Source organism: Cellulosilyticum sp. WCF-2 (assembly GCF_003990395.1).
In the GTDB taxonomy this organism is placed as follows: Bacteria; Bacillota; Clostridia; order Lachnospirales; family Cellulosilyticaceae; genus Cellulosilyticum; species Cellulosilyticum lentocellum.
Genome location: NZ_CP034675.1, coordinates 4,302,973 through 4,321,761 on the forward strand (window position 1 = coordinate 4,302,973; position 18,789 = coordinate 4,321,761).

Consider the following 18,789-nt stretch of genomic DNA (forward strand, 5'->3'; position numbering starts at 1 on the left):
CTCTATTAATTTTGACTAAAAATATGATTGTATACCGCTCCTGCCAGTCCAGCGCTATTTTCTAATGCTGCCTTCTCTATCCTAAGTCCCACTCCATAACTTGGCATAATTTGCTTTCTAATCTTGCTTTCTAACTTATCAATAAATAGCTCCTTCTGTGAACTAACTCCACCACTAATTAGCATCAATGATGGGTTAAAAATATGTATAAGACTTACCATACCTGCTGCGACATAATCAATCCAATGATCTACTAACTGTGCCAACTGCTTATTACCCTTTTTTAATTCTTGAAAGATTGTCTTTCCATTTACTCTATCTGCGAATGCTTCTAACCTACACATTGATATTTCGTCATTTATCAGCTCTATTAGCGCTGTCGTAGATGCATACTTTTCATAGCACCCTCTACTCTTGCAACTACAACTCTTTCCATCTGCTTGAATAATAAAATGTCCTAACTCTCCCGCAATTCCTTGTGCGCCTAATAAAAGCTTCCCTCCAGTAATAATTCCTCCACCAACACCTGTCCCTATTGTAATCACGATTACATTTTGAACACCTTTTGCTGCTCCTATCCAATATTCACCCAGTGCAGCACAGTTGGCATCATTGGCTACAGAAACAGGTAATTTCAACAGTTCTTCTAACTCTTCCTTAATTTTGCTTCCCATCCAATTCTTAATGTGCCCTGCTGTTCCAATTACAATACCACTACTGGTGTCAATCTGTCCTGTAGCTGATACCCCTACTCCACATAGCTTTTTTTCATACTCAGCATTTTCTTTTAAGAAGAAAGTAATTGATTTTTTTACCGTCTCAAGAATCGGCGTTTCATAGCCATCAAAATTTACAACTTCTGTACAAGTCTTAAGTATTTCTCCTTCTTCGTTCATCAATCCAATTTTTACTGCAGTCCCACCAATATCAATTCCCAAATACCATTTATCCTTCATTTTAATACTCTATCTCCTTTTCATTTTTTCTCTCTTTTATTATTTGCTTTTCCTCCCTGTAAAGCAGAAAGGGTATCTCTATATTTGGACATTTTCTTGTTTGCATCATTTTCAAAATAATACATGTACAATACATCCACCAAAATCAAGATTGGAAATTGAGGTGATATTTTCATTCCTGCATCAAGATTCTTAGCTGTTGCTACATAGAGTACTTCATCACAGTTATCCTTACCCTCTACATCTATCTCAGAAGTAATTAATACCACACTAGCTCCTTTACCTTTTGCCATCTTCAAAGCATCTATAATTTCCTTTGTTTTCCCACTTAATGAAATAGCAAGAAGCAAGCAGTTTTCATCTAAAATGGCTGTGGACATTTGAATCATTTGTGAATCCGTCACGGCTTGAATATTCATACCCAGACGCATAAATCGCAACTGAATTTCTCTTGCACTATATCCAGAACTTCCCATACCACACACACAAACTCTAGAATGAGAATTCATTAAATCTGATACACGTTTTACTTTTTTCTCATCTAACATGTTGAAACTCTCTTCCATTAAGGTACTGTACGTGTATTTTACTCTTTTGGTTAGTACACTAATATTTCGTTCATTTAGTTCTTCTTGTAGTTCTTTTTCATATAGATAAATAAACTCTCTATATCCTTTATAATTACACTTTTTTGCAAACCGGGATAATGTAGCATCTGATATATATAAAAGTTTTGTTATATTTTTAGCTGAAAAGTCTAGCATCTCACCATTATTTAAAAAAAAATCAGCAATACTTCTTTCTACTGCTGTCATATCTTCATATACCGATAAAAGATTCTGTTTGATATTATTTACGCTCATGACCTCGTTCACTTCTTTCAAATTAGAAATCAGTACGAAACAATTCTCTAGGATTGATTTCGCGTATAGCATACTTATATTCATATTATTCACTATTTCTACATTTTTTTCAATAATTATTTCATGAAAGAAGTTTCTAGATACTTTACGATATATTTAATAATTTTTACACAGTATGAACTACCTAAATCTCACAACCTTAAACAAGTCATAATCTTATTAAGGAATATAACAAAGAAATTACTTTCTGAATGCTAATTAAATTCAATTTCAAATCAGATAAATATGATATCTCATTGAAGTATATTATCCCCTAAGTAATTAAACACAAGTTTTTCTATCCAAATATCGAATATTTACTCATATAACTCGTTATTTTACCTAAAAAAAGAAGCCGGGCACTAATTTCTTAGTGCACCAACTCCTCTATAAATAGCCTTTTATTAGTCCCATTCTTTCCAGACTTCTGGTTTATAACCTATGGTAGCCTGTTTTCCATTTCTTACAATAGGTGTCTTTAAAAGCTGCGGATATTCTAATACTCTTTTTTCCTTATTGATGTTGGATGCGAATTGAATACGGGATAAAGCCTCTTTATCCTTGCAGTTTTCATTAATCATGACCTCAATGCCACCAACAGCTTGTTTCACACTGTTAAGTTCACCTTGACTCATGCCTTTTTCTTTCATATCTATCAGTTGATACTTGATGCCACGTTCTTTAAAATAGCGTTCGGCTTTCTTGGTATCAAAACACTTTTTAGTTCCAAAAATTTGTATATTCATTGCTCTATTATTAAGTAGACATGCTACTTAATTGCTCCTTCTATGCTTTCTCATTTACTCTTATTTTATCCTGAATAAGCATTTATTAAAATAGCCTGTCTCCTAAAAAACATAAAATCTAATAATCACGAAAAGTCCACAAGCTACCACTAAGCCCACACTATTTACTAACACTACATTTCCATAATCTACATCTTTGTGCTTTCTAGTCTTAATGATTCCAATAATAAGTAGTGTTAATTGAGATAAAATGAATAAATATGCCCCCAATATACTCATGCCCCCTGCAAACACTAGACCTATAATAAACACGAGTATCATACCCACATAAATAAGTGGTTCATACCATCCAAATACCTTTTATTCAGAAGATGTTTAGCTAGGGTATCATCTATCATTTCTTTATGTTCAAAGACAAATTACATATTTTTATTAAGACACACTAGTGAATTGGTGGCTACTCCAATATCATTTGCTATCACTTGACACTTGGCCATTAAAAGAAAATAAATTTTCTTCTTCTCATATTCACTTAAACATTCATAGTTAGCCTGACCTTTTGCAATGACCACATCTGCAGATTCAAATACCTTTCTAAATGTCTCACTTGTTCTTTCTAAAACAGTACCTAGTGCATAGTCCCCATTGCTAATAATCGTGGCATACTCATCAATCCCTACATCATAAGCATCTGCTTCTATAGAATCATTTACAACAGCAGCGCCTCTCACACCAAAATGCACTTTTAAGTTAGGATTTTCCTTCTTTATTTGTTTAATAAGTAATTTATCTAAACAAATTTCACCACAATTATCTCCTAAATATAATAACGTCTTTGATTCTTGTATATCCTTTTGCAAAGCTTCTACATGGTTAATTGTAAAATCTAAATGCTCAGCATCATTTATAAACTTCATTATTTCTTCCATGGTTCTATTGTAAATAGGATTAAAGTCTATAATATTGCCAATTACTGCATACTTAACAGCTTGATAAAATGGGTACTCATCACTCCCAATATGTTCTTCTATAGATTCACTCATATCCATTAATAGCATGTTATAGTATTTTCTCACCTCATAATAAGGGTCATCGTTCTTTAAATGTGTCTTTAAAATAGCGAAGGTTTCTCCTATAACTTCTGGGTTAGTCTTCTGAAAGTCCAGCTGAGCAAGAAATGTAAATATTTTTCTATATAACGCTTCTCTATCTGGTGCTTGCGTTATATCTGCAACCTTTATAACTTGATTAACTAAACAGGGCAAACATTGATCTTTCATTTTCATTGCTATATTTCCTCCTAGACTATTATGTACATCATAATATACTTTTCTTCATTTCAAAACCCTATATGCATATTTTTTCTATTTTATGATTAAAACTTAAGACGTATTACATCTTAATCAAAATGTAATACGCCTTGTATTCTCTCCTTTTTACTTTTAATGCTACGTTGATGCTTTTTATCAGCAATAGGCATCATAGGTGTCCACTATCAAGATTCTCAGTTACTAAATTAATAAATCTCTCCCTCATCATCATGCTTCCTTAATAGGATGCCTTATCACAGTCTTAAGCTTTGATACATCTACTTTTCTTGGGTCGCTTAAGTAAATCTCATGATGTAGTCTAGTATCACTTAAGTCTATGACATAACCTTTTAAGCTAGCAAATTCCTCCATAGCACGTACTGTTTCTGGCTCATTATCAAAAGAACCTATATGCATACACTGAACACAAAGGCCTTCCTCATGGCTCCAAAATTCCATATTGGAAAAATCTAGCTTCTTCTTCCTAGTTGCCTCTTCTACTGCCCATTGAAAGTCTGTTTCAGCTATAAAGTCAGGTACACGAATGACTGAAATCCAATTAAAAGTATCCTTATTTGAATAATCTACTCCGGCAATACCATCTTGCCACCAAAAACCTTCTAATGGCGGTACTACATATTCAAAGTAGCCTTTTATTTGATGCTCACCTTTATAGCTCATCTTAAGAGTGTAGGATGCAGCATATAATAATCCCACAGCTGTTTTATATTCTCCCTCTTCATCATTTGGATTTCCCTTTCCTCTTATTGCAATAAAGTTCATCTTTGGTACCTGTACAATAACAGGTCTCACTGGTGGCATATAAAATGACTTGTATTCTTTTTTATAATCGAATGACATTTTCCTTCACCTCGTTTGTAATATATGTACTTTATTAGATCCTAACATATTAAAGCTGACAACAGTATGTCAGCTTTAATATGTTTTGAATCTTCTTCCTTTAAATCAATACAAATAGAAAAAACGCCCAAATCATTTATTTCTTGCATATGATTTGGGCGTTTTCATTTATTAATCTCTTTATCATTACATTCTTATGCTTCACTTAAATCCTATCCTTTTACCGCACCAGATACCATACCTTTAATGATTTGTTTACTAAAGGAGAAGTATAAAACAACAATAGGTGACATCGTTAATAGCATCGCCGACATAATTTTAGGATAATCTGATGCAAATTGTCCCTTAAACATAGTCATTGCCAATGGAACAGTTTGCAAGTTAGCATCTTGAATGAGTACTAAAGCAAATGAGAACTCATTCCAACATGCAAAGGTCTGAATGATTGCAATTGTTACAAGTATTGGTTTTGTAACAGGTAATATAATCTTGAATAACGTATTTGAAAATGAACTTCCATCAATTGCTGCCGCTTCTTCTAATTCTATTGGTACTGACTTAATAAAGGCTTCTACTAAGAATATAGCAATCGGCAACCCAAAGGCTACATACGGTATAATGAGGGTAAACCACTGATTATTCAAATGAGTGTTTTTAAATACCACATATATAGGTACAAGTAGTGAATGGACAGGAATTAACATCCCCATTAGAAACATAACATATAAAATTCTATTCCCCTTAAATTTAACCCTAGCCAAAATATAACCTACTATAAATCCAAATAAAACAATTAGAATAATAGAAAGAGCTGTGGTCCTTACACTATTAAACATGGACTCAGCCAAATGATAATCCTCGTTGTTTAAAATCTTAATATAATTAGAGAAAGTGGGGGATGTTGGAAGTCCCATAATATCCGCATTAAACTCTCTTTTTTCTTTAAGCGAAGAAAGAAACATCCATACTAACGGGAAAATACATGATGCCGAAAATAGGATTAAAAAAGCATTTAAGAAAAAGGAAGCAATATGCGTTTTGATACCTACTTTGTGTGAGTTCTTATTCACTTGCTTTTGCTGAACTACTTGTGCTGGCATCTATTCCACCCCCTTATCTTTCATTAGTAGATTCACTAGTACTTGCACACCTACAATAACTAATAAACTTACTACGAAAATTCCTACAGAAATAGCACTACCATATCCCATGTTCTGCTGTGAAAAGGATACCTGATAGCCATACATTGCCATAACCATAGACGAGTTACCTGGTCCACCCTTTGTCATGGTATAAATATGATCGAATACTTTCATATTTCCTGCCACACACAAAGTAACACAAACAAGAACTGTATTTTTAATAAGTGGTAATACAATATAAATGGCACGTTGGAATGCACTAGCACCATCTAACTCAGCTACTTCAAATATTTCTGAATCTACAGAGCCAATGGCTGATAATAGAATAACCATGTAATATCCTATAAATTGCCAAATAAGTGGAATACAAACTAAAAGTAATACAAGCCCTGGCTCATTTAGCCAAACTCTCGTTAAATCTTCTCTACCAATTGCTTCTAATACCCAGTTTAAAACGCCTCTCTTGTAGTCATAAATCATCATCCAAATAAAACCTATACATACAGCTGACACCGTACTTGGGAAAAAGGCAAAGGTACGATGAATACCTTTCAATTTTGCAAGTCTTGAGTTAACCATTAGTACAACAACAAAAGCAATACCTATCTGACCTATGATACAAGCAATAACAATATAAATATTATTAATAAAAGCGCCCCAAAATATTTTATCTTTAAATAAACTTACATAATTCTCTAATCCAATAAAGGTTTTACTAGGTCCACCTTTCCATTCAAAAAAACTATAAAACATAGCTGTAATAAGTGGCACAAATACAGCAAAAGTATACCAAACAACTGGTATAAATAGATACAATGCTATGGTTCTGCCTTTTGGTTTAACGGCTCTTAGCATACAGTTAGACCCCCTTCACTCCTAAGTTTTTATTAAAACAGGGGCTAGCCACACAACGGGCTAGCCCCCTACTTTATTGGCTATTTCCTACTAATAATATCTTCTCATATGAATATTAGTAATTAGCTTCGTATGCAGCTTGTGTTTTTTCAGCAACTGTTTGTGGATCTGTATCACCATTTAACATATCTTGAAGTTCTGTGTTGAAGATATCCCAAACAGCACCGTTTACATATGAATCGTAAATTTCACATGCATTGGTATCTACATAAGAGTAGTTATAAAATGCTTGTGTTACTGCATCAAATGCACTCAAGTCAACATTTTCAACTTTTACAATACCACTAAGTGCATATTTTGAAGCCACAAAGTTAGAGAAATCTGAGCCTGTTAATTTGTATGCTAAATCAATTGCTGCTGCTAATTTTTCAGGATCATCCTTTAACTTAGGGTTAATGGCTACACCAAATCCCATACCAATGTTTTGCGCATTGGTTAAACCTTTAGCATTAGCTGGAGTAGGGAATGTTGCAAAACCAATATTATTATATTTTTCTGCATTTCCCTCTAATAAAGTTGCCATGATGTAAGATACATCCCAGTTACCACCGATGAATGCTGCTGATTCACCTGATATATAGTATTCACGAGCATCTTCATTAGTAATCGCATTAAAGTCTGCATTAAACACGCCTGATTTAAATGCATCTTGTGTAAATGTAAGAGCATCTACAAATGCTTGATCTGTAAATTTTGCTCCTCCTTTATCAATAATAGATTGGAACCAGTCTTTACCTGTATACACATTACCTACTGTTGATACAAAACATGAATTAGCTTGCCATTTACCACCATTTCCAAATGCAATTGTGTCAATACCTTCTCCACTAAAATAGTCTTTTGCTTTTAATACATCATCCCAATTAGTAGGGAATGTATCAAATCCTGCATCCTTCCACATTTGTTTGTCATACACAACGACTGTACAAGTACCACCAGTTAAAGCTGGAATAGCATAGATCTTTCCTGATTCGTCTTTAAATGGTGTAAACATTGCTTCATTATAATTAGCACTGTCTGGAGACGCTGCAATAACATCTGTCATATCCATGATAAGTCCTTCTTTAGCCCATTGTTTAACATTCATTCCTTGAACTAAGAACACATCTGGCAAATCTCCTGCACCAGCTAAAGTTGCAATCTGTGTTTTATATTCAGCATTAGCTAATACATTCTCTGTTAGATTAATGTTAGGATTTGCTTCCTTCCATTCTGCAATCATAGTACGGAATCCATCAGAACCTCCATTCCCTTGAGATTCTTCTGAGGTTGAAAAGTGCATGAGTGATAAATCACCTGCATACCCATTTCCACCTGCTGGTTCTGCAGAGTCAGACGGCTCAGCTGAATCTGTTACAGCTGGTGCTGGTGTTCCTGAAGTAGTAGTACTACCATTTCCTCCACCACATCCAACTAACATTGTCGTTCCTATTGCTGCACTTAATAAAATGCTCATCATTTTTTTACTCATTATTCATCAACCCCCTTCAGTTATGTACAACTCGTAATTTAAACAAATGATAAATAACCACTTGCTTTGTACTTACAAGAATATTATACAAAATCAGTTTATTATAAGTCAACTTTTTGTGCTTTTTGTATATTATCCATTTAAGTAGGGATGGTTTTATACATTATTTTGCATAACACATAGGCTAATTTATCTTTTTTTACCAATAATCATATGTAAGGAGAGTCATTAGTACACTTCTTTATGTAGACTTCAATTCTTATAAAACCTGCTTTTTACGCTTAAGTAATTCAACAAATATCTTTTCTGCATCTTCTTTTGATGTAGGTAAGTGACCATAGGTGACCTCCCAATTTTTCTTAAACACATATAATCCTATATAATCTTGCAAATACCTAGTATTTACATTGGTCATTTTTTGATTAATAAAAGTTTGTAACTGTAAATTGATCTTCTCTATCTCCTCTACCCCCAAGTGATACAGCTCTTTAAGCCGCTTCACCTCACCATATGTAATGTTCCCCTTATTCTTAATATATTCCTTATTACATATCTCATCAGACTCCTTGATAAACGCTTGAGTTTGTATATCATTTATGTAATGAAAGGGCTTAATAAAATGAGGTATGTTATATTCTTTACTATACTCCTCATACACCTGTACTGGGTAGGAACAAATATACGCTGGAGCACTTATATTCCTTTTATACTCTTCTTTAAACAGCTTTGTGGTAAATTCCTCATTGGGCATCACTTTACTAACGCAGTATCCTCTATTATCAATAGCCGATACAATCAGTATCAAATCCTGCTTTGTATCTTCTTTCTCCTTATCACATTCCTCTATAATAATCCTTCTATTGCCTTTATTAGAATCCTTAATCCTTATCTCTCCAATTTGAATAACACCTGTAAGTACTGGCATAGGGAGCTTTGCTAATGCATGTATTAATTTCATTCTCCAATGCCATATCGTCTTATAATTGATTCCTTCATAACCATACGTTTCTTCCAAAATATGTATCATCTTATGAAGTGAATAGTTATTAAGCGTCATCTCTAACACCTTGACCCAACTATCCCAATCATAACGCGTCTTCTCCAACAGCGTGCCTGTAAATAATGTATATTTGGTTGAACACTCTTTACATTTATACTCTTGTATTTCATTGGTTCTCTTACCATTCTTGACTACCTTACTTGATTGACATTGAGGACAATGTTTATGAATATTTAATTTCTCTAGTCTAGACTGTAAGTCTAGAATAACCATATTATTCAGCTCTTGTTCAAACTCCTTGCCATTATGTAAAGCATAATGATTGACTAACTTTCTAAACTTACTATAAGGCAAATCTTCAATAAATTCTAAAACTTCCTCAAAACCAATATTTCCCTTTGACATATTTGCTCTCCCTCTAGTAAATATCTTCTCATTTTAACTTAAATTAATCTTATACTTATTAATATAAACCAAATCAATATTATAAACAATTTAAATATTGTATTTTTTTGTTTATAATAATGACAAAAATGACTACTTTTTTCAGAAAATTATCCCTTGATTTAAGGATAATCATCTTTTGCACACTGTATATTCTTTATCAAAGTAGCATTTTTGTGGTTTGTTTTTCTTTGAAAACTTATTTATATGCTGCAAGTCAGGTGTCCTCTTAGTTAATTTTTTTACTTTTATAAGTTTATTTATCTTCTATAAATAGATTAATTTTCCCAAATCAATCGACTTTATTTTTAATTAATTTATTTCATATTTTTTTAGCATTCAGATGAGTAGGTTCAATTTAAGAGTCTGAGAAAATAGAAACGCCTGCTTCCCCACTGTCGCCCCTCTAAGATGAGCATCTATTTTTCAGGTTCAAAGTATGCCTCCCAAAAATGAGAAAGCCTAAGTCATGTAATTTCACATCGCTTAGGCTTTTTATTTTTTTGTTTCTTTTCCTATTAATTGCATAAATTTAAAAACTCTAGTACAAAACTTTTAGTGAATAAGGCATACCACTAGCTGTTTTCTCCCCCTTTATCATATGACTATTATAAAAGAGAGACATTAATTCAATGACCATTCAACATTAACTGAATATTAATTTCTTATAAAAATGCCCGAATCAAGTGTTCTTCTCACATGACTCGGGCATTTCTATATTGTCATATATCTATCCTTATTCCTTCTATTCACATGATTTGCGTAGATACTTTGCTGTAATAGTGTTTGCAGAAGCAATCATTTCTTTTGGTGTCCCTGTAAATACAACTTCTCCTCCGGCGTTCCCTCCATCTGGCCCAATATCAATAATGTAGTCTGCTTGTTTCATCACATCTAGATTGTGCTCAATCACCACCACCGTATTACCACGCTTTACGAAGCTATCTAGAAGCTTCATAATATTTTTCACATCAGAAGCATGTAAGCCTGTTGTGGGCTCATCTAACACATAGATATTTCCTTTTTGATTCAAATACTTAGCAAGCTTAATCCTTTGCCTTTCCCCACCTGAGAGAGTTGAGAGAGGTTGTCCAAGGGATAGATAGGATAAGCCCACCTCATTCATCGCCCTGATATGCTTACTAATTTTACGATTATCCCCGAAAAATTCTAGGGCTTCTTCTACAGTCATATTCAGTATATCAACGATGTTCTTTCCTTTATATTGATAGCTAGTTGCCTCTTCACTATATCTATTACCTTCGCAGCTCTCACACACTGTGGTTACAGGATCCATAAATACCAGTTCTGTCACCACTACACCTTTTCCACCGCATATAGGGCATGCCCCTTTACTATTAAATGAAAATAATGAGGCTTCTGCCTGATTTTCACTGGCCATTACCTTCCTTATTTCATCAAAAAAGCCAAGAAAGGTAGCTGGTGTAGAACGTGAAGTCGCCGTTACAGGTGACTGATCCACTAGTATAACCCTATCAGAATAAGTCTCTGCAAACACATCACGGATTAATGTACTTTTACCCGAGCCAGCTACACCTGTTACCACTGTTAGAATATTAAGTGGTATATCCACAGAAATATTTTTTAGATTATGCAGTTTGGCTTTTTGAACTGGTAGAAACGCTTTAGGAAGGCGCACTTTTTCTTTCAACGGAATCTGCTCTCTCATTGCCCTCCCTGTTCGTGTTTCAGATAATAATAGTGCCTCATAACTTCCCTGGAATAGAATTTGACCACCATTTCTGCCGGCAAGAGGCCCTACATCTATGACTTCATCTGCAATGCTAATGACATCCTTATCATGTTCTACCACAAGTACTGTATTGCCTTTATCCCTTAGGCTTTGTAAAAGTCTGGTCATGCGGTGCACATCTCTTGGATGCATCCCTGTGCTTGGCTCATCAAAAATATAGGTCATACCTGTTAAGGCACTTCCCATATAACGGACTAATTTTAGTCTCTGTGCCTCTCCACCTGACAATGAAGCAGATTCCCTATTCATACTTAGATAAGGAAGTCCTATCTCAATCATTCGCGTAAGTGAAGCAATAAGCGTCTGTATGATGGTCTTGCCTCTCTCATCTTTTATTTCCTTTAGCACTTCACGAAGCTGCACGAATTCTAGCTCGCAAAGCTCTGCTATACTATAGCCGTTAATTTTACAGCTTAGTACTTCTTGGTTCAAGCGTCTTCCATGACATACTGGACATTCTTTCTGGTGAATCATTGTCTCAAGTCGTTTCTGCGTAGTATCTCCTGATGTAGAAGTATCACGTTTTAGAAGAAGTCTTGAGAGATGATTATGAATACCTTCTACGCGTTTGTTAACGCGCTCCCCATCTTTTTCATAGGCACCATAGAAGAGTAAGTTTCGCTCCTTTTCCGTATAGTCCTTAAGCTTTTTATCAGGATCAAATAAGCCTGATTCAACATATTGTTTAAAATACCAGTTGCCAGGGTGAAAAGCTGGTAACTCCACCATACCTTCATTCCAAGATAATTCTTCCTTTAATGCGCCACTAATATCTAGTTCTGTCACTTTTCCTAGGCCTGAACAAGTCATACACATGCCATTGGGATCATTAAAGGAAAAGTAAGAAGCTGTTCCTACATATGGTGTGCCAATTCTTGAATACAACAAGCGAAGTGCTGCATATAAATCACTAATCGTTCCTACTGTAGACCTTGCATTGCCGCCTAATCTACTTTGATCTACAATAACAGAAGCCGAAAGGTTTTCAATAAGTTCAACCTTTGGCTTCTCATACTTAGGTAATCTTCCTCTGATAAAGGCACTATAGGTCTCATTCATCTGACGCTGACTTTCTGCTGCGATGGTATCAAATACAATACTTGATTTACCTGAACCAGACACCCCTGTAAACACGACTATTTTTTCTTTTGGAATATCTAGAGATACATTCTTTAGATTATTTTGATGTAAACCTCTAATTACAATCTTGTCTCTCTCTAACATATCACTCGCCTCCTTATATAAGACTATGTTACAGTCTCCCCCTAGGGATGAGTCAACTGTATTTTGTAATGCTATCACCTTCATAAACCATCTCACCCTTTTTAAGCACAGCTAGCCTGTCCTATGAGAGTATCATTTCATAAAATAATGTAATCAATATTGATATACTCAAGACTATATCAATTAAAAATTTTTTTCAACGACTTTTTTAATTTGATTTTATAAATTTTGAATAGTAATATTTTTTTATCTTTAACTAGGGAATTCCTTTTCTCATCACATATAATATAATGTAAAGATAAAACAAATAACTTCTCGTAGCAGAATCACCACAGCTTCAATCTGAGGAACTGACCGGGTCAGCCAAGTCTCAATCTATTGTTATAGGTACCTCTGGACTTAAGGAAAATGTTCACTGATGCGCTGTAAAGGGAAGCGCTCTTTTATAAGTTATTTTATAATGCTTTACATTTAGCATTACCTTAAACAAAGCTTAAACCAGAGTCTTAAAGCCTTAGCTTCCTCATCATAAGGGTGCACCGGCCAAGACTTTTAAGGAGCTCCTCACTCATTGGTTTGACTTTTATAACTATCTTTGATGTTCTTACAAGATTAGTCATGTAAGTGCTGAGGAGCTACTCCATGCCCCTTGATAGGTATGTCAGGTAGTTATAGAAGTTAAGCTTGGAGGCTGGTAAAAGAAAACGCCTAAGTCATGTGGTTATTACACATGGCTTAGGCGTTTTTGTTGTTCTTCTTATCATTTTATAGTTCAAACCACTCTAATCGTGGTAGTATATCTAATAGTTATAAATGTTTGATTTTAAATGCAATCTGCTAATGCTACTGCTTTCTTTATACCTGCTTCATTATTAAAATTCACATCATTTTTTGTCCCTGAAACAAGTACTTCGCCAACAGATGTCCAACCTAATAAAGCAATGCTTTTTTCATAAGGAACCTTTACTCCATCCATAACTGATATATCATTTTCTTCGCAGCAAGTAATAAGTGCACATTTTTTACCAGAAACATCTTTTCCTCCAACACAAAAAGAAAATAACCTATCAATAACTGTTTTAATCTGAGAGGGGATAGAATACCAATAAACAGGCATAGCAAAAACAATCATGTCTGCTACTTGTATTTCTCGCGCAATCATATTGAAGTCATCATCAAATGTACACGCTTTTCCTGTTGAAAAACAGGTTTCACAAGCACGACAACCACCTAATTTCATATTCGCTGTATCAAAACGTACTATATCGTTGTATTTTTTCTCTGCTACTTCTATAAATGCCTCTGCCATTTTGCTACTATTACTATTTTTCCTTGGACTTCCTGTTAAAACCACTATTTTTTTGCTCATACTATAATCTCCTGTTTATACTTTTTTAATTGTGTACACAAATTCATTGTAATATAATATTATCAAATACTATTCTAAATACAAGTACGTACATTGTCGTACGATACTTACCTTTAAGATAGTGTAAAATATATTTAGACTGGAGAAACAAAGTATGAACCATGATCATATACCACAGATAAAGTTAGAAAACACTGGTTTTAGTTATACGCTATCCCTTATTAGTGGTAAATATAAAATGATTATTCTGTATTGCTTAGCTGAATTTAATATCATTAGATACAACCAGCTACAACGCCTTATTGGAACTATTTCATACAAAACATTGAGTATTACGCTTAAAGAATTAGAATCCGATGAGCTCATTATCCGCACCGAGTATCCTCAAATTCCTCCCAAAGTTGAATATAGCCTTTCTTCACGAGGCAAGTCATTAATCCCCATTTTATATGCTATGTGTGACTGGGGAGAAGAAAATAGAAAACCCACCAATAAAATTTAAAGAAGTATGACAAAAGATGTATCGTCTATCGAAATTCAAGAGATTATCCGCGAAATAGTAGAATTTTCAAGTGTAAATAATAATGGTAAGTTTACGTTGTCTAAGCTCGATTGAAGGAGGATGTGGATGCCATGAATTAAGGTGATTATTCTGCTGCTTTATTGATGCAGGTAATGGCATTCAAGCTTCTTGGATAGCCGATATATGGCAAACATTGAGATACCACTTTCATCAGGAACTCCTTATCATTTCCAAGGTTCATATTTCCTTTTGCATGAGCAATAAGCTGTGGCTCACATCCTCCTTGTGCTACAATATAGCAGAAGGTAATCAGTTCACGCTGTTTTAAGTCAAGTCCTTTTCTTGTATAGTAATCACCAAAACAATTACCAGAAAGCCAGCGATTGATATGTCCGCCTTTACTAAAGCCTTTCATTCCCTCTCCGAAAATATCTACTTGTGCCTGTTCACCCATTTCCACACGGTTTTCCATGGTAGTAGTTGTCTGCCCTGATAATGGAAGTTCGATGCCTAGTTCTGTCATCACTTCATTTGTAGCATTAATAAATGGAAACACTCTTCCCATACCAAGATAATCCACTGCTTGGTAAACTACTTCTTTTGCTTCCACCGGTGTAACCGCACCATAAAGTGCTTCCTTAAGTACTACTTTAAATGCTTCTATTCCCTGACACCCAAGCAATGTTGCTAATATTGCAAGATATCTGGTCTTTTCCTCAAGTTCTATGCCTGGTTCATTTACAACTTCTTCATTTGCAAATGCTTCGAATCGTTCTGCAAATTCAGGATCTGATATTTTTAATTCTGTGATTTTCACAATTCATTGTCCTTTCTAAGAAAAACTTATTTTATACTTATTTAGTTCTTTTTATATCCCTTTTTTTATAGATTTAAGCCTTTGACCCATGCTGCAAGTTCGCTTATCTGTGCATTGCTTGAGAGTTTCTTTCCTGGTATAAATTTTGTTGTTGGTGTTACACTTACTTCTAACATCTTCTGACTGTTTCCTAGTCCACTGCCGCCTGAAGTAGCAAACAGTACAATGTTTTTCCCTGCAAAATCATAGCTTTCCAAAAATGTATTGATAATGGTTGGAGCCACATACCACCAGATTGGAAATCCCACAAACACAGTGTCATACTGCTCCATATTTTCAACATTGGTTGCAATAGCTGGTCGTGATAATGGATTATTCATCTCTACGCTGCTTCTGCTTTTTTTATCATTCCAGTTCAGATCTGCATTTGTATATGGTACTTCTGGTTTGATCTCATAAAGGTCTGCTTCTGCAGCCTCTGCCAGTCTTTTTGCTACTCTTTCTGTTACTCCACTTGCTGAAAAATATGCTACTAATTTTTTACTCATTTCTTTTCCCCCTCATATTTTTAAACAATGTTTTATATCATTGAATTTCCCCATCTATCATCCTATATCGCGCCTACAACAGCATGTGGCACATAACATTCCTCAAGGTAAGCTATATCCTCTGCCGTTAATTTCACATCAAAGCATCCTGCTGCATCTTCATAGTACTTTGCTTTTGTGCCACCGATAATAGGTGCGGTTACACCTTTGGCATACTGCCAAGCCAGCGCTATCTGTGTCATTGTGGCATTCTTCTCTCCTGCAAGTCTTGCAACACGGTCTACAATCTTCATATCACTTTCCATAGTTGCATTGTATTTCTGTGGTGCCATCTTATCTGTAGCACTACGCTTACTTTCTGAATTCCATGTAGGACGAGACAGATGCCCTGCTGCAAGCGGACTATATGGTGTTCTTGCAACATTCATTTCATCACAAACTGGAATCAGTTCTCTTTCATCTTCACGGTAAAGAAGATTATAATGATTCTGCATGGATACGAATTTTGTCCATCCGTTCTGCGCGGCTGCATACTGCATCTTCATGAACTGATAACCATACATAGCGGATGCCCCAAGAGCACGTACTTTGCCAGCTTTCACAAGGCTATCCAGAGCTTCCATAGTTTCCTCTATTGGTGCTTTGTAGTCAAATCTATGTATGATATAAAGGTCTACATAGTCTGTTCCAAGACGCTTTAGGGAACCATCGATTTCCCTATTGATTGCTTCTTTTGAAAGATGACCTTCATTAAAATAAACTTTGGTTCCAATTACTACCTTGTCCCTTACTACATTATTCTTAAGTGCACGTCCTAAATATTCTTCACTCGTTCCATGTGAATAGCAATTTGCTGTATCAAAGAAATTGATTCCAAGCTCCAATGCCTTCTTTACAATTACTTCTGTTTCCTCTGGATTTAATGTCCACTGATGATAATCCTCTGATGCTTTTCCAAAACTCATACAACCCACACAAAGCTTCGATACCTCAATACCTGAATCACCTAATTTTGCATATTCCATTTTTTTCTCTCCCTATCTATTTTATATTCTTATTCCACACAAATTTTTTCAAAACCTATCATTTCGTATATCGTATAAAAATAAGTTTTTACACCCTTGAATCTGTCTACCGATTATCTGCTGTTTTTTTCTCATCCTAGCACTCTCCACCTTTCCATTCTTCTATCATCTCTCTTGTTACTGGTTCACAGAGGTCATAATAATTGTCGATTTTATATTCTGCCACTTCTAGACATCTCTGAAGCTTTTCAATCCTACTTTCCAGATCCTGCTTTACCTCAATTAGAATTTCTTTTCTGGCTTCTTTCGTATTATTTTCAGAATGAGCTAACTTAATATATTCAATAATGGCTTCTAGAGAGGCCCCTGCCTGTTTGAATTTCATTACAAACTCAATCCAGTGAATTGCCCGTTCATCATACTCTCTGATTCCTGATGCATTCCGTGGAATTGGTGGTAAAAGACCAATTCTTTCATAATATCTTAAATTATCAATGGACACTCCGGTCCTTTCTGATGCTTCTTTTATTGTCATATTAACTCTCCTTCCATACATTCCACTTCCATTCCATTAAAATCTTCTATTTTAAAATAGCTTCCTTCCAGAAATGGCATTCCAAAATTTTCGTAATACACTACCAGTTCACCAGCATATTCTCCTGAAACAATTCTTACACTCATACCACTTCGGCACAGGTAAGCATTTCCCCATGGAAACCATGGATCATCTTCTACTAGAAAACATTCATTTTTGAAACATTCAAAATGCCCGACCATACTTCCTCCACTATATTAGACTGACATTTTCCAGCTCATGAAAACAGCTTAATCCTTTAATCTAACTCAAGGTCAAGGACTTTTTCTTGATATCTTGTAAATTACAAATTATCCTCTTCATATCATTGATGTTAGTATTATACTACTCCTTGGAGTTTACTCTAAGTCAATACCTTCTTATCATTTATTTGAAACAAACAAACATTATTTTCCAATCTTCATACACTTTCCAATCACATCACTCATTCTGAAATATTCGTAAGTTGGCATCTCAAATAATACAGGTTTTAATACATGAAAATTAATTTTTCCTGCATCATTCAGAACAGTTTCATCAACGTAAGTTCCTGCAATTGTGCAAATGAAATTATCAAATCCTTTTGTTCCGTATGTATCCTCTACTTCACATTCCATAGTAACAAGTGCCTCGTCAATCATTGGTGCACCCTTTTCACCAAGTGTATATGTGAAAGCTTCTGATTTATCTTCTTTACTTCCACTGATACATCCCATTTGGTCAGCTTTTGCAAGCCAATCTTCTGTAACGATATTTACAGATAATACTTTTGTTTCTTTAATTCCCTGATTAATATAATGTGGCTGTGCAAGGCTGACCATCACATGGTCGTGGCCCATGATTCCAGCATGTGCTACCAGTGTCCAGGTAGGTTTTCCATTTACCATTGCTCCTATTACAACTAATGGTGATGGGTATAATGCAAGTGCTGCTCCAATATTTTTCTTCATTTTCTTATTTACCTTTCCTTATTTGAGTTATGTTTTTTGTTTTTCCCATAGCATAAACCCTTAAGTTGGGTTCAGGGCAAGTACTTTTTTATAATATTTATAGGTAACAACAGGATTTAAAATTGCTTCGAAAGCCTTATGTAAAGAGTCATTTTACACGGGCTCCGCCCTATAAAAATAAATAAAAAAATGCCTAAGAATGAGCGATCTGAACTGCCCCCTATAAGTTAGACCTGAA

Annotated in this window: 19 protein-coding genes; 1 reads left to right on the plus strand and 18 read right to left on the minus strand. The window is 34.8% G+C overall.

What is annotated here, in order from left to right:
- Window positions 1-5 precede the first annotated feature (5 nt).
- The 12 genes from EKH84_RS19520 to EKH84_RS19570 all read right to left on the minus strand — a co-directional run bounded on the left by EKH84_RS19520 (window position 6) and on the right by EKH84_RS19570 (window position 14,114).
- Window positions 6-956, minus strand: coding sequence for an ROK family protein (locus EKH84_RS19520; protein ID WP_127067587.1), 951 nt, complete (start codon window positions 954-956; stop codon window positions 6-8).
- A 20-nt stretch (window positions 957-976) separates the two neighbouring features.
- The gene (locus EKH84_RS19525) at window positions 977-1,819 is read right to left on the minus strand and encodes a MurR/RpiR family transcriptional regulator (protein WP_190283404.1); all 843 of its coding nucleotides are present in this window, start codon (window positions 1,817-1,819) and stop codon (window positions 977-979) included.
- A 443-nt stretch (window positions 1,820-2,262) separates the two neighbouring features.
- The gene (locus EKH84_RS19530; RefSeq protein WP_013658275.1) at window positions 2,263-2,604 is read right to left on the minus strand and encodes an arsenate reductase family protein; all 342 of its coding nucleotides are present in this window, start codon (window positions 2,602-2,604) and stop codon (window positions 2,263-2,265) included.
- Window positions 2,605-2,706: 102 nt separating this feature from the next.
- Window positions 2,707-2,874: a hypothetical protein gene (locus tag EKH84_RS22255; RefSeq protein WP_190283405.1), complete on the minus strand. Its 168-nt coding sequence runs from the start codon at window positions 2,872-2,874 to the stop codon at window positions 2,707-2,709.
- Window positions 2,875-3,023: 149 nt separating this feature from the next.
- Entirely contained in the window at window positions 3,024-3,890 is an 867-nt protein-coding gene (locus tag EKH84_RS19535; protein WP_127067589.1) for a damage-control phosphatase ARMT1 family protein, read from the minus strand.
- Window positions 3,891-4,142: 252 nt separating this feature from the next.
- The gene (locus EKH84_RS19540) at window positions 4,143-4,775 is read right to left on the minus strand and encodes a GyrI-like domain-containing protein (protein ID WP_013658278.1); all 633 of its coding nucleotides are present in this window, start codon (window positions 4,773-4,775) and stop codon (window positions 4,143-4,145) included.
- A 212-nt stretch (window positions 4,776-4,987) separates the two neighbouring features.
- The gene (locus tag EKH84_RS19545) at window positions 4,988-5,875 is read right to left on the minus strand and encodes a carbohydrate ABC transporter permease (protein WP_127067590.1); all 888 of its coding nucleotides are present in this window, start codon (window positions 5,873-5,875) and stop codon (window positions 4,988-4,990) included.
- A complete protein-coding gene (locus EKH84_RS19550) occupies window positions 5,876-6,772 on the minus strand; it encodes a carbohydrate ABC transporter permease (protein ID WP_013658280.1) in 897 nt (298 codons plus the stop codon). It abuts the gene before it with no gap.
- A gap of 115 nt (window positions 6,773-6,887) precedes the next feature.
- Window positions 6,888-8,303, minus strand: a complete 1,416-nt coding sequence (locus EKH84_RS19555) for an extracellular solute-binding protein (RefSeq protein WP_127067591.1) — start codon at window positions 8,301-8,303, stop codon at window positions 6,888-6,890.
- Window positions 8,304-8,562: 259 nt separating this feature from the next.
- On the minus strand, window positions 8,563-9,708 hold the full coding sequence (locus tag EKH84_RS19560; protein WP_013658282.1) for an IS1/IS1595 family N-terminal zinc-binding domain-containing protein: 1,146 nt from the start codon (window positions 9,706-9,708) through the stop codon (window positions 8,563-8,565).
- A 784-nt stretch (window positions 9,709-10,492) separates the two neighbouring features.
- Window positions 10,493-12,745, minus strand: coding sequence for an ATP-binding cassette domain-containing protein (locus EKH84_RS19565; protein ID WP_127067592.1), 2,253 nt, complete (start codon window positions 12,743-12,745; stop codon window positions 10,493-10,495).
- An 823-nt stretch (window positions 12,746-13,568) separates the two neighbouring features.
- Window positions 13,569-14,114: a flavodoxin family protein gene (locus EKH84_RS19570; protein ID WP_127067593.1), complete on the minus strand. Its 546-nt coding sequence runs from the start codon at window positions 14,112-14,114 to the stop codon at window positions 13,569-13,571.
- Window positions 14,115-14,268: 154 nt separating this feature from the next.
- Here EKH84_RS19570 and EKH84_RS19575 point away from each other — a divergent pair, with 154 nt between their 5' ends.
- Window positions 14,269-14,616: a winged helix-turn-helix transcriptional regulator gene (locus EKH84_RS19575; protein WP_127067594.1), complete on the plus strand. Its 348-nt coding sequence runs from the start codon at window positions 14,269-14,271 to the stop codon at window positions 14,614-14,616.
- Between the two features lie 145 nt (window positions 14,617-14,761).
- Here EKH84_RS19575 and EKH84_RS19580 read toward each other — a convergent pair whose 3' ends face one another.
- The 6 genes from EKH84_RS19580 to EKH84_RS19605 form a co-directional block, all read right to left on the minus strand.
- Complete coding sequence (locus tag EKH84_RS19580) at window positions 14,762-15,454, minus strand: carboxymuconolactone decarboxylase family protein (protein ID WP_127067595.1); 693 nt, start codon at window positions 15,452-15,454, stop codon at window positions 14,762-14,764.
- Between the two features lie 65 nt (window positions 15,455-15,519).
- The gene (locus tag EKH84_RS19585) at window positions 15,520-16,002 is read right to left on the minus strand and encodes a flavodoxin (RefSeq protein ID WP_127067596.1); all 483 of its coding nucleotides are present in this window, start codon (window positions 16,000-16,002) and stop codon (window positions 15,520-15,522) included.
- A 62-nt stretch (window positions 16,003-16,064) separates the two neighbouring features.
- Window positions 16,065-17,027: an aldo/keto reductase gene (locus EKH84_RS19590; RefSeq protein ID WP_127067597.1), complete on the minus strand. Its 963-nt coding sequence runs from the start codon at window positions 17,025-17,027 to the stop codon at window positions 16,065-16,067.
- A gap of 136 nt (window positions 17,028-17,163) precedes the next feature.
- Window positions 17,164-17,562, minus strand: a complete 399-nt coding sequence (locus EKH84_RS19595) for a MerR family transcriptional regulator (RefSeq protein ID WP_127067598.1) — start codon at window positions 17,560-17,562, stop codon at window positions 17,164-17,166.
- The gene (locus EKH84_RS19600; RefSeq protein ID WP_127067599.1) at window positions 17,559-17,804 is read right to left on the minus strand and encodes a hypothetical protein; all 246 of its coding nucleotides are present in this window, start codon (window positions 17,802-17,804) and stop codon (window positions 17,559-17,561) included. The genes EKH84_RS19595 and EKH84_RS19600 overlap by 4 nt, the downstream gene beginning before the upstream one ends.
- A 204-nt stretch (window positions 17,805-18,008) precedes the next feature.
- Window positions 18,009-18,551, minus strand: a complete 543-nt coding sequence (locus EKH84_RS19605; protein ID WP_127067600.1) for a flavin reductase family protein — start codon at window positions 18,549-18,551, stop codon at window positions 18,009-18,011.
- Window positions 18,552-18,789 lie beyond the last annotated feature (238 nt).

Coding starts and splice junctions, on each gene's coding strand:
- EKH84_RS19520 (WP_127067587.1), bottom strand. CDS start 956: ATGAAGGATAAATGGTATTTGGGAATTGATATTGGTGGGACTGCAGTA.
- EKH84_RS19525 (WP_190283404.1), bottom strand. CDS start 1,819: ATGAGCGTAAATAATATCAAACAGAATCTTTTATCGGTATATGAAGAT.
- EKH84_RS19530 (WP_013658275.1), bottom strand. CDS start 2,604: ATGAATATACAAATTTTTGGAACTAAAAAGTGTTTTGATACCAAGAAA.
- EKH84_RS19535 (WP_127067589.1), bottom strand. CDS start 3,890: ATGAAAATGAAAGATCAATGTTTGCCCTGTTTAGTTAATCAAGTTATA.
- EKH84_RS19540 (WP_013658278.1), bottom strand. CDS start 4,775: ATGTCATTCGATTATAAAAAAGAATACAAGTCATTTTATATGCCACCA.
- EKH84_RS19545 (WP_127067590.1), bottom strand. CDS start 5,875: ATGCCAGCACAAGTAGTTCAGCAAAAGCAAGTGAATAAGAACTCACAC.
- EKH84_RS19550 (WP_013658280.1), bottom strand. CDS start 6,772: ATGCTAAGAGCCGTTAAACCAAAAGGCAGAACCATAGCATTGTATCTA.
- EKH84_RS19555 (WP_127067591.1), bottom strand. CDS start 8,303: ATGAGTAAAAAAATGATGAGCATTTTATTAAGTGCAGCAATAGGAACG.
- EKH84_RS19560 (WP_013658282.1), bottom strand. CDS start 9,708: ATGTCAAAGGGAAATATTGGTTTTGAGGAAGTTTTAGAATTTATTGAA.
- EKH84_RS19565 (WP_127067592.1), bottom strand. CDS start 12,745: ATGTTAGAGAGAGACAAGATTGTAATTAGAGGTTTACATCAAAATAAT.
- EKH84_RS19570 (WP_127067593.1), bottom strand. CDS start 14,114: ATGAGCAAAAAAATAGTGGTTTTAACAGGAAGTCCAAGGAAAAATAGT.
- EKH84_RS19575 (WP_127067594.1), top strand. CDS start 14,269: ATGAACCATGATCATATACCACAGATAAAGTTAGAAAACACTGGTTTT.
- EKH84_RS19585 (WP_127067596.1), bottom strand. CDS start 16,002: ATGAGTAAAAAATTAGTAGCATATTTTTCAGCAAGTGGAGTAACAGAA.
- EKH84_RS19590 (WP_127067597.1), bottom strand. CDS start 17,027: ATGGAATATGCAAAATTAGGTGATTCAGGTATTGAGGTATCGAAGCTT.
- EKH84_RS19595 (WP_127067598.1), bottom strand. CDS start 17,562: ATGACAATAAAAGAAGCATCAGAAAGGACCGGAGTGTCCATTGATAAT.
- EKH84_RS19600 (WP_127067599.1), bottom strand. CDS start 17,804: ATGGTCGGGCATTTTGAATGTTTCAAAAATGAATGTTTTCTAGTAGAA.
- EKH84_RS19605 (WP_127067600.1), bottom strand. CDS start 18,551: ATGAAGAAAAATATTGGAGCAGCACTTGCATTATACCCATCACCATTA.